At 57.0% G+C, this 10,507-nt stretch carries 13 protein-coding genes; 6 read left to right on the top strand and 7 right to left on the bottom strand.

The features are described 5' to 3' along the window. Window positions 1–109: 109 nt before the first annotated feature. Window positions 110–292 carry a hypothetical protein gene (locus L0H14_RS10325; RefSeq protein WP_301421783.1) on the top strand — a complete coding sequence of 61 codons (183 nt, stop codon included), beginning with the start codon at window positions 110–112 and terminating at the stop codon, window positions 290–292. Between the two features lie 61 nt (window positions 293–353). On the opposite strand, the gene L0H14_RS10320 is transcribed toward L0H14_RS10325, so the two are convergent. The 5 genes from L0H14_RS10320 to L0H14_RS10300 form a co-directional block, all read right to left on the bottom strand. Further along, window positions 354–617, bottom strand: coding sequence for a hypothetical protein (locus tag L0H14_RS10320; RefSeq protein WP_301418224.1), 264 nt, complete (start codon window positions 615–617; stop codon window positions 354–356). A gap of 122 nt (window positions 618–739) precedes the next feature. Continuing rightward, entirely contained in the window at window positions 740–1,180 is a 441-nt protein-coding gene (locus tag L0H14_RS10315) for an RpiB/LacA/LacB family sugar-phosphate isomerase (RefSeq protein WP_301421782.1), read from the bottom strand. Window positions 1,181–1,274: 94 nt separating this feature from the next. Next, the gene (locus L0H14_RS10310; protein ID WP_301418228.1) at window positions 1,275–2,798 is read right to left on the bottom strand and encodes an aldehyde dehydrogenase family protein; all 1,524 of its coding nucleotides are present in this window, start codon (window positions 2,796–2,798) and stop codon (window positions 1,275–1,277) included. 107 nt (window positions 2,799–2,905) lie between these two features. Beyond that, on the bottom strand, window positions 2,906–4,192 hold the full coding sequence (locus tag L0H14_RS10305; protein ID WP_301418230.1) for a GAF domain-containing protein: 1,287 nt from the start codon (window positions 4,190–4,192) through the stop codon (window positions 2,906–2,908). Next, entirely contained in the window at window positions 4,189–4,593 is a 405-nt protein-coding gene (locus tag L0H14_RS10300; protein WP_301418232.1) for a DUF779 domain-containing protein, read from the bottom strand. The genes L0H14_RS10305 and L0H14_RS10300 overlap by 4 nt, the downstream gene beginning before the upstream one ends. Window positions 4,594–4,732: 139 nt before the next feature. Here L0H14_RS10300 and rlmN point away from each other — a divergent pair, with 139 nt between their 5' ends. The 3 genes from rlmN to L0H14_RS10285 all read left to right on the top strand — a co-directional run bounded on the left by rlmN (window position 4,733) and on the right by L0H14_RS10285 (window position 7,744). Further along, window positions 4,733–6,085, top strand: a complete 1,353-nt coding sequence (gene rlmN, locus L0H14_RS10295; protein ID WP_301418234.1) for a 23S rRNA (adenine(2503)-C(2))-methyltransferase RlmN — start codon at window positions 4,733–4,735, stop codon at window positions 6,083–6,085. Beyond that, the gene (locus L0H14_RS10290; protein ID WP_301421781.1) at window positions 6,085–6,285 is read left to right on the top strand and encodes a hypothetical protein; all 201 of its coding nucleotides are present in this window, start codon (window positions 6,085–6,087) and stop codon (window positions 6,283–6,285) included. Before rlmN ends, L0H14_RS10290 begins: the two co-directional genes overlap by 1 nt. A gap of 229 nt (window positions 6,286–6,514) precedes the next feature. Continuing rightward, on the top strand, window positions 6,515–7,744 hold the full coding sequence (locus tag L0H14_RS10285) for an acyl-CoA dehydrogenase family protein (protein ID WP_301418238.1): 1,230 nt from the start codon (window positions 6,515–6,517) through the stop codon (window positions 7,742–7,744). Between the two features lie 118 nt (window positions 7,745–7,862). Here L0H14_RS10285 and L0H14_RS10280 read toward each other — a convergent pair whose 3' ends face one another. Continuing rightward, window positions 7,863–8,018 (bottom strand): hypothetical protein, encoded by a 156-nt coding sequence (locus L0H14_RS10280; protein ID WP_301418240.1) that lies wholly within the window; start codon window positions 8,016–8,018, stop codon window positions 7,863–7,865. Between the two features lie 298 nt (window positions 8,019–8,316). Here L0H14_RS10280 and L0H14_RS10275 point away from each other — a divergent pair, with 298 nt between their 5' ends. Continuing rightward, a complete protein-coding gene (locus tag L0H14_RS10275) occupies window positions 8,317–8,736 on the top strand; it encodes a ChaB family protein (RefSeq protein ID WP_301418242.1) in 420 nt (139 codons plus the stop codon). A 49-nt stretch (window positions 8,737–8,785) separates the two neighbouring features. Further along, entirely contained in the window at window positions 8,786–9,685 is a 900-nt protein-coding gene (locus tag L0H14_RS10270; RefSeq protein ID WP_301418244.1) for an SDR family oxidoreductase, read from the top strand. Window positions 9,686–9,787: 102 nt separating this feature from the next. Here L0H14_RS10270 and L0H14_RS10265 read toward each other — a convergent pair. Next, window positions 9,788–10,507 (bottom strand): LysR substrate-binding domain-containing protein (locus L0H14_RS10265; protein ID WP_301418246.1); only part of this gene is annotated, 720 nt, incomplete at its 5' end.

The following is a 10,507-nucleotide window of genomic DNA, read 5'->3' as shown; positions in this document are numbered from 1 at the left end:
TCTATACAATGGTGCGTACCCTGATGCAGGGTAAAACTCCATCTAGAACTCGAAATCTCCCGGTGCTAGCGCAGTGTGCAATGCGCCGGGTTTTATGAAAGGAGTAGCCATGGTTGAGGAATATATAAATCCAAATCTCGAGGTTCCCGAAGAGGAATTGGTTGAACAGCTGTCCTCCGATGAGGAGCGTCTTGAGCCGCTTGATACTCGGGCTACTTCCGTGAGTGAAGCCGACTGGGCGGATCAGCAGATCGACGCGTCGTTTGATGAAGGCGACGAGCCAGAAGAATAGAACGTGCGATGGCCGCCGATCATTTGATCGGCGGCCATTTTTGATTCAAGGGTTGTGTGTTTCAGGCAGCTTCGTGCTGTCTGTCAGCGCGTTCTAACGCGTGATACGTGGCTTCGAAGGCTTCGCAAACGTCCTTCGGAATCGCATAATTGTCGGTCACCGTCCGGAGTTCGTGAAACAGGCCGCTCACGTGTGGCGCATTGGCCGAATCTTGGAGTTCGTCAGTGATCTGACGGACCCGTGACAATTCTGGGTGATGAGCGCCGTGCACGCGCTCGACAATCGGCGCCAGTTGCGCTGCTTTTTCGATGTTTCGATTCGTCATGTGAAGCTCCTTCTGCTGGGGTACATGATCAATATATGACGTATCCACAGCAGTGTCCTTGACGTCGGTCAAGGAGGAGCTGTCCTGCAGGCGACATTGGCTTCAGCTGTCGAAAAGTTTCGTTATTGTGCTTCGTAGGCGGCGATCTCATCGAGTCGCTGCCCGTAGTTGCTCGCCGGATCGTGGCGTAGATCCAGCCATACATCGACCAAGGCCTTCGCCTCGACAGGGGCGATGACGTTTTGGCCCATGCAGAGGAGCTGGGCGTCGTAATTCTCTATCGAACCACGCACTGTTACGAGATCGTGAGCGGTCGCGGCTCGAACGCCGTCCACTTTACTGGCGGCGATGGCCGTTCCGACGCCGGTCCCGCAGACGAGTATGCCGCGGTCCGCGTTCCCATCGAGGATGGACTGTGCCGCTTGGAAGGAAACCTGCGGATACGTGATGTTTGCTGTCGAGAGATCTATAACAGCGCTGACTCGGTCGTCGGCTTCGAGTTGCGACTTCAGTTCATCCTTCAGTGATGCTCCGTTGCCGGGTGCTCCGATGACAATTCGCATTCATGATCCTTCTTCGTTGGGGCGCACGGACAATTAAACCTCGTGTGGCCGCCGATCACAACGATCGGCGGCAACACGTTTGGAGGATTGCGGTTTAGAAGAAGCCCTGGGGCTGTTCGCTGTAGGACACCAGCAGGTTCTTTGTCTGTTGGTATGCCTCGAGCAGCATCAGGTGCGTTTCGCGACCGAACCCGGACATCTTATAGCCGCCGAATGCTGCGTGGGCGGGGTAGGAGTGGTAGTTATTCACCCATACACGGCCGGCTTGAATATCGCGCCCCGCACGGTAGGCGACGTTGCCGTTGCGTGACCATACTCCTGCACCCAGCCCAAACATCGTGTCATTGGCGATCGACAGGGCGTCGTCGTAGTCCTTGAACGTTGTGGTGGCCACAACGGGGCCGAAGATCTCTTCCTGGAACACGCGCATGTCATTGGTGCCGCGCAATACGGTGGGCTGGACGTAGTAGCCACCGGAGAGGTCGCCGCCAAGATCAATTGAATCGCCACCGATGAGGACCTCGGCGCCACCCTGCTTGCCGATATCCATGTAGGACATGATCTTTTCGAACTGGTCGTTGGAGGCCTGGGCGCCCATCATGGTGTCGGTGTCCAATGGGTTGCCCTGTTTGATCTTTTTGACCCGTTCGATGGCCAGGTCGTAGAAGTCATCGGCCATGCTCTCCTGGACGAGTGCGCGTGACGGTGCGGTACAGACCTCACCTTGGTTCAGGGCGAAGAACGCGAAGCCCTCCAGGGTTTTGTCCAGGAACCCATCGTCGGCATCCATGACGTCACTGAAGAAGATGTTGGGAGATTTGCCGCCCAGTTCCAGCGAGACGGGGATAATATTTTCGGTGGCGTATTGCATGATCATGCGCCCGGTGGTGGTTTCACCGGTGAAGGCGATCTTGCCGATCCGCGGTGAGGACGCCAGGGGTTTGCCCGCCTCCAGGCCAAAACCGTTGACGACGTTGAGCACGCCGGGTGGAATGAGGTCGCCGATCAGGTCCATGAGCAGCATGATCGAGGCTGGAGTTTGCTCTGCGGGTTTCAACACGACGCAGTTGCCGCCGGCGATGGCCGGTGCGATTTTCCAGGTTGCCATGAGGATGGGGAAGTTCCACGGAATGATCTGGCCGACCACGCCCAGTGGTTCGTGATAGTGATACGCCACCGTGTCGTCATCAATCTGCGACAGGCTGCCTTCCTGGGCGCGAACGGCGCCGGCGAAATAGCGCAGGTGATCAATGGCTAGAGGAATGTCTGCGTTGAGGGTTTCACGAACCGCTTTACCGTTTTCCCAGGACTCGGCCACCGCGATTTTTTCAAGGTTTTCTTCCATGCGGTCGGCCATGGCCAGCAGCAGTGCACCGCGCTCGGTGGCCGATGACTTATTCCAAGTTTTGGCTGCGGCGTGGGCGGCATCCAGTGCGGCATCGATATCTTCGGCGGTACCGCGGCCAACTTCACAGAATGTTTGGCCGGTAATTGGGGTGGGGTTCTCAAAATATTGACCCTTGGCCGGGGCCACCCACTTGCCGCCGATGTAGTGGTCATAGCGTGATCGGAAATCGACGACGGCGCCTTCGGTGTTGGGGTTTGCATAGACGGTCATGGTGAAGCCTTTCCCTAGACTCAAGACAAGAACTTTAAGGTGATGCATGTCACTCTAGGGTTGAAGGGGTTGCGCCAACGTTGCAGCCGGTGGTTCTTCGGGGCCGCCTAATGCGTTAGTCGTTGCAGTGTGGCTGTGGCGACGGCCCGACGCGGACTGGTTGGTGGCAGAATTTTCAGTGCCAGCATCCAGGCTTCGACGTCGTTGGCGGCTTGGTTGCGCCCCAGGTAGGTCCAGAGTTGTTCGGCGGTTGCATCTGCGAGCACGGCTTCTCGCAGAGTGACGGCCAACTGTTGTCGAATGTCCGCAATGCCCGGCGCCTCGGAGGTCGGGAGCACATCTGCTGGTGCAAACCGTAGGGCGGAGGTGATGTCTCCGCGATGCAGTGCGTTCATGGCGGCTGCGGCGTCGGTTGGCACCGTGGTGTCTAGCCGGTAGGGCTGTGAGTGCAGGGCGATCGGGTGGTGGCTCTTCTCCAGGAGTTTGCGCAGCCGGGAGATTTCAGCCCGCACGGTGGTGAGCCGCGCTCGCAGCTGATCCGGCGCTAGCTCGCCGAAGAGTTCGTAGGCCAGTTGGGTGGCGCTGAGTCCGGTGCGGTGCCAATCCAACAGCGTGAGAATTTCCGCGTGCCGCATCGATAGCCGAGCCTTACCCAGTCGTGCGGTACGCCCGCTAGCGACTTCAAGCAGTGCGGTCGCCTGCAGCAGATTGGTCGGTTCGGCGTGACTCGTGGAGGGGAAGATCTGGGTGGCCCAGAATTGCTCGATGGCTTGGGCGGTGTTGCGCAGCATTGCCAAAGCAAGGGGAGTCACCGCGGTGGCTGACCCCGTGATGTCGAGCATCCCTAAGATGCCGCCCGACGGGTGCCGCAGCGGAATAGCGCTGCAGTAAAAATCATGCACGTTCTGGCTGAAGTGCTCGGCGCCGGCGACTTGGGCTGGCGCTCCGGTTGACAGCGCGGTGCCCGGGGCGGAGGTGCCCATTGAAGCCTCAGACCAGTCGGTGCCCGGGCTGAAGCCAATGTCTTCGGCTCGGGTGCGAGTGGTGCTGGCGCCATCCACCCAGAGCAGGTGGCCTGCGGTATTGGAGATCGCGGTGATGAGTCCAACATCGTGGGCCGGGGCGAGAAGGGTGTGCAGCATGGGCAGTACGGCGGCGATCGGGTGGCTTTTGCGATGGTCTGCCAGCGTATCGGAAGGAATGCTCACAGGGGTGGTCACCGTCCGTGGGGTGTGGTGCAGCTCTAGACTTCGTCGCCAGGATTCGGAGACGGTTGAACGCACCCCCGTGGAATCCACGACGGCGTCGTTGAGTTTCTGGTGGGCTGCGGCAACGGCACGCTGGTAGCCGTCGTCGGCGGGATTCTGGCGTGGATGCTGCTCAAGCAGTGTCATGACGGCAGCAGGGTAGAACGCATGATGAAGCGCTTTCCTTCGGGTGTTTCTACCGAGAACCCGGCACCTCGACCATCCACGACTTCCAGAGTGATATGGGAACCGCGAATATATATAAAGTGCGGTTTGCCCACCCAAAATCCAACCTCGGTGGCGGGAAGCTCGTCGGTCGCGGGCAGTTCGAAGGTGCCCATCAGGACGTCCTGGGCTCCGGTGCGGAAGTCGCCGACCGGGTAGCACATAGGCATCGAGCCATCACAGCAGCCGCCGGAGAGGTGGAACATCAGATCCCCGTGGATGCCGCGAAGTTTCTGTAACAGTTCAAGCGTTTCAATAGTCATCGCCACCCGGGAGAAATCTTCACCGGGAATTTCTGGGCGTGCAGCAAGTAATGTCGTCATGGTCCCAGCGTAGCGATTCATGTGATGCGAGTCACGAGTTTTTGCGGATGGGTGAGAACACTTTTCGGGAAGCTATGCGGCCAGAGAATTTGAATTGGTGCGTTATCGTATGCGGATCTCGTGTGAGACAATGTGACAAATGGCTGATAAGTATACTCCTCGTAAACCCGGTACCCGACCAATGAAGCCTCAGACCGACCGTGCAGGTCGTCTGAAGCTGAATCCGCCGCGCAAACAATTCTTGGATCCCGAGGTCGAGCAGTTGACCGAGGAACGCGCGCGCCTGGCCAATCACGGCGTTCGTCCCCGCATGGAGCGACCACAGGTTCGCCCGCGTACCGAGGGTTGGGAGCAGCGGACCGACAGCGAGGGGCGTCCGAAGCTGGAATTTAAGCAGCCGCGCGTCACTCAGCCCGCCCAGCACTTAGCAGATATGGATATGTCGGAGCGCGAGGAGAAGGTCAAAGAACTTGGCCTGCCCGCTTTCCGTGCACGCCAGTTGTCTACGCATTACTTCAGTCACTACACCACTGATCCAGCTGAGATGACCGACTTGCCCGCCGACAAGCGGGATGAGCTGGCCGAAACGTTCTTCCCGCATTTGTTGACTGAAGTCCGTCGCATTGAAACCGAAGATCGCCAGACCATCAAATTCTTGTGGAAGCTCTTCGACGGCGTCCTGGTTGAGTCCGTGCTGATGCGCTACCAAAACCGCATCACCCTGTGCGTCTCATCCCAGGCCGGTTGTGGGATGAACTGCCCCTTCTGCGCCACCGGGCAAGCCGGACTGACACGCAACTTGTCCACCGCCGAAATCGTCGACCAAATCGTTGCCGCTAATCGCGTTATTGCCGACGGGCAACTTGGTAAGCCCGAAGGCGCTCGCGACATTGAGCGCGTATCCAACGTCGTCTTCATGGGCATGGGTGAACCCCTGGCGAACTACCGCCGGGTCATGAACTCGATTCACCGCATGGTCGACGACGCTCCGGAGGGTCTGGGCATGTCGGCTCGAAACATTACGGTGTCCACCGTTGGACTCGTGCCGGCCATCAATAAACTTGCGGCCGAAGGTATCCCCGTAACCTTCGCGCTGTCTCTGCACGCACCGGATAACGAGCTGCGCGACCAGATGATCCCCGTGAACTCACGCTGGGACGCCGATGAAGCCCTAGACGCCGCGCATAACTACTATATTCAGACCGGCCGCCGCGTCTCCATCGAATACGCGCTGATCAAAGACATGAACGACCACGGCTGGCGCGCAGATCTGCTGGCCAAAAAGATCAAAGCTCGTGGTCGCGGCTGGGCCCACATCAACCCCATCCCGCTGAACCCCACCCCGGGTTCGGTCTGGACGGCGTCTGAACCTGACGTCACCCAGGAATTTATTGACCGACTCAACGATGCCGGCGTGCCAACGACCCTGCGCGATACCCGAGGAAAAGAAATCGACGGCGCCTGCGGACAGCTGGCAGCCGAAGATGACTAATGCATAAACACGCACCCGGCATCAAAGTTCTATGGGTCTTTACCCTCATCGTAGGACTCTTGCTTGCCGGGTCTGCCGTCGTCACCATCATCGCCGAAGACGGCGTTATTACCACGCAGCACTGGATGCTCATTGGTTTAGGTTCGGTCAAAATTATCGGCGCCTGCATTGGGCTTTGGATGTTTCATCGTGCTGACTAGCTCTGTGCTAGCGTCGAAAAGCCCACGTATCCCGAACAAGAGCCGCGAAATCTCCAACCAGATCACCCACTGGTACACAATCGTTCTGGAACCATTTCCCCAGACACGCTAAACACCCGCGGAAAGCAAAATACTCGGTACCGAGCGTTCATGAAATTTTCTTGAGCACAAAATCCCGCTAGATTGAGATGTGCGCCTCAAAATGTCCGTCTCTTCTGAAAGAGGTCATATGACCACGTCCTTCCCGGGGAATCAACAGCCTGAATACCAGCTCACCGAAGCGCTGGATATCGACTATTACGATGTCTTTGCAGATATTAGCGACGCAGATCGTGCCATCTGGCAGCGCACTCGCGAATTCGGTGAAGCCCACGTTGCGACCATGCGCCAGGCCTGGAATGACCACCACTATCCCCTGGAAGTGGCTAAAGCCATGGGCGAGGCTGGTCTGATCAATGACGGTGTTGATCACCCAGACATCGAAAAGATGTCGCCACTAGCAGCGGGTCTGGTCAATATGGAACTGTCCCGTATCGATGGCTCCATGGGGACGATTTTGGCGGTCCAAGGCGGACTGGCACTGCGATCCATCACCATGTTTGGCACCGAAGAGCAAAAAGCCCAATACGCTAAGGCCATCGCTGACTTCGATTTCCCAGCAGCCTTCGCACTCACCGAACCCGACCACGGCTCAGACTCGACTGGTTTATCGACCATTGCGACCCGTCAGGACGATGGTTCGTTTGTCATCCGCGGCTCCAAACGTTGGATCGGGAACGGTGCCGCCGGCGGCATCACCGTCACGTTTGCTCGTGTGATTGACGAAGGTGCAGAAGACCACGGAAAAGTTCGCGGCTTCATCGTTCCACAGGATGCTGATGGCTACACTGGCACACCGATCCGCCACAAAGGTTCGCTGCGTGCCATCGACCAGGCGGACATTTTCTATGATGATGTAAAAGTCGGGGCTGAAGCGCTTATTGAAGGCATCAAATCTTTCCGCGAAGTATCCCAGGTGCTGTACGCGACCCGCATCGGTGTGGCATGGTCAGCACTGGGCCACGCGACCGCGGCATTCGAGTCGGCACTGGCCTACTCGACCCAGCGCAAACAGTTCGGCAAATACCTGGCCGAGCACCAGATGGTTCAAGAACGCCTCACCCGGATGCTGTCCGAGCTGGTCTCGATGCAGCTCTACATGATCCGTATCGCCGAACTCGAAGCAGCCGGCAAATTGAAAGCCACTCAGGCTGCACTGGCGAAGTACAACAACACTCGCACGGCCCGGCGCATCGCCTCTGATGCTCGAGATATGCTCGGTGGTAACGGCATCCTGGTGGAAAACGGGGTCATTCAACACCTTGCTGATATCGAAGGGATCCACACCTACGAAGGCACGGAATCAGTCCAGGCTCTGCTTGTTGGTCGTGACATCACCGGCCACGGCGCATTTGCTTAGCCAACACACGCCAGTGCGCAGCACAAAGGCCACGGAAATTTCCGTGGCCTTTGGCGTGCTATAAAACTTTTTCCGTTCTCAAGTCATGCCTTGAGTACTTGAGTATGTGAGAGCTGCGTCAGCCTTTCGATGCTCTTGCCACGTTGCGTACGATCCACATGATGACCGATACGGCAGCCAAAATAACGCCGAGCCAGATCAATAGTTGAGCTGCTTCGACCATGACACCAAAAACGATCATGGCAACCCCGACCAGAATAAGAATGAGCCACATGTCATCCTCCTCTCAAAAGGGCGTTGGTTGTACGCCTGTTTTCCAGCCTAAAACATTGAGAAAATAATGAACAAGGTACGGTGCTCGGCCTCGTGAAGAGCACTCATGCCTTTGACGGTTTTTCTGAACAGTTTATGCATTCCAAACTGTTGTTCAACCGTTTCTGTATCAGCATTCTCGCCACGTTTCGTAGCCGGCATGGCTGCCAGCCAGCAATCGAAGTGCAGGCCTTTATTGTTCTAACGACACACTGTTAGCGTGAAGATGTCCGGCCGCCTAGCGAAAGGAGTTGGCCACGATGCCAAAAACAAATAAATCAGGCGATGCCAAGAAGTCAGAATTGCCAGAGACTCTCCAAAAATCGAACGAGAAAGCGCAGCGAACCTTCGCTAAGGCCTACGACTCTGCGATGGACGAGTACAACGATGAGGAACGTGCGCACCGCACAGCCTATGATGCGCTGAAACACACGCATGAAAAAGTTGGCGACCGCTGGGAACCGAAGTCGGGAGACTCCGGACCTTCTGACGATCAGAGCGCCGGCGGCCAAGATACTGACCGCGAGACAGCAGGCGGCGTTGATGCCAACGCTACAAAAGAACATCTATATGACCAGGCCCAAAAACTCGATATTTCGGGCCGTTCAAAAATGGACAAAGACGAACTCGTCGAAGCGCTCGAAAAAGAAAGTAAACGCCGGACTTCTAAAAACTCGTAGTCGTCTTTGTGACCTCAGGCCTAATACAAGCCACTATGGAGGCTGTTTTATGACACAACACGACCAGCTAACGTTTCAAAACCCGGTCGACCGCTACGCACAAATTTCCCCACCAAAACAAGACCAACCTGAACCAGGGTTCGACGAAGAGATTGTCCCCAAAGCAGACCACGGTGAAGAGTCGTATCGCGGTACCGGTCGTTTGGAAGGACGCAAAGCTCTGATTACCGGTGCTGACTCTGGCATTGGTGCGGCCGTTGCCATCGCATTCGCTCGCGAAGGGGCCGACGTCGCATTGAACTATCTTCCCGTTGAAGAAGAAGACGCCCAGCACATCATCGAGGTCATTCGCGAAACCGGTCGTAAAGTGATTGCCCTTCCAGGTGATGTCCGTGATCAAGAGTTTTGTTCTCAACTCGTTGAAGATGCTGCTCGTGAGTTAGGTGGCCTTGACGCCCTGGTCAATAATGCGGGGAAGCAAGAGATTTCAGAAGACCTTACGGAACTCTCAGATGAGCAAATGCGTTCCACCTATGAAACGAACGTGTATGCGATGTTCCGTATCACCAAGGCAGCGCTGAAGCACTTGCCTGCAGGTTCAACGATCGTGAATACCTCATCCATTCAGGCGTATAACCCGAATCCGATGTTGATCGACTATGCTTCGACAAAATCTGCGATGAACAACTTTAGCAAAGGGATGGGCCAACAGTTGGCGCCGAAGGGCATCCGGGTAAATGCGGTAGCACCCGGGCCGATTTGGACCCCTATCCAGCCGTCGGACGGGCAACCCAAAGAAAAGCTGCCGCACTTCGGCCAGAACACGCCGCTGGGTCGCGCTGGGCAGCCAGCCGAGGTAGCGCCGGCGTTCGTGTTCCTGACCTCACCTGAATCAAGCTATGTTGTCGGCGAGACCTTGCACGTTAACGGCGGTACACCGACCCCATAAATCTCCACTACAAAGACTGACCCGGATGCCAACGTGGTGTCCGGGTCAGTTGTCTGTCAAAGTAGATCAGCCAGAGCTGGAGCTATCGCGAGGCGGCCGGGCTTATTCTTTTGAGTGGTCGGGTAGAGCAAGTAGTGCCTCATGTAGGGCTCTGATCTTGGCAGTGTGACGCCCCGGCGGCACCGTCATCATGAGCGCGTTGCGTGGGAGGTCATCTGCAATCGGACGCCCGGTCAGCGGGCGACCTTCTGGAGAGTTTCTGGGACGGTGCATTAGTAATCCGTACGCGAGTCCTCGACCGATGACGTTCTGCGCCGTCTGCACGCTACGTGTGCGCAGCAAAATGTGCGGTTCTAATGATCGACTGTGGAACTCATTCAGGGTCCGCTCAAGCGCCGGAGCCTCATCCAGAAGCACTGCCGGATACTGCGCTAAATCGCGAAGCGGGATCTCTTCTGGCGTGGTCAACTCATGGTCAACAGATAGGATTACCTGCCGCCGTTGTTCTTGAATGAGCACAGGTTGGCTGTTGGACAGCAGCTGCGCCTCATAAATGACGCATGCCGCAAGCTGCCCATTCTGCATCCGTTCTTGGATTTCTCGCCCGTTACCTTCGTGTACCGTCAACGACACTTTCGGATGGCGCTCGGCAAACCACTGGACGAGATGGGGCACTACGTGCATCGACAAAGTGCGGAAACATCCGAGTGCGAGGGGGCCGGAAAGCTCGTTTCTGGCCTGCGAAGCACGTTCGGCTAGCTCTTTTGCCTGGTCGAGCATGACACGCGCGTCAGTCAAAATGGCCCGCCCCTCGGCTGTGAG

Origin of the sequence: Yaniella sp. (genome assembly GCF_030453185.1) — a bacterium.
Taxonomy (GTDB): domain Bacteria; phylum Actinomycetota; class Actinomycetes; order Actinomycetales; family Micrococcaceae; genus Yaniella.
Note: the sequence above shows the minus strand (reverse complement) of the source record. Positions and strands in the feature narration are given on the sequence as shown.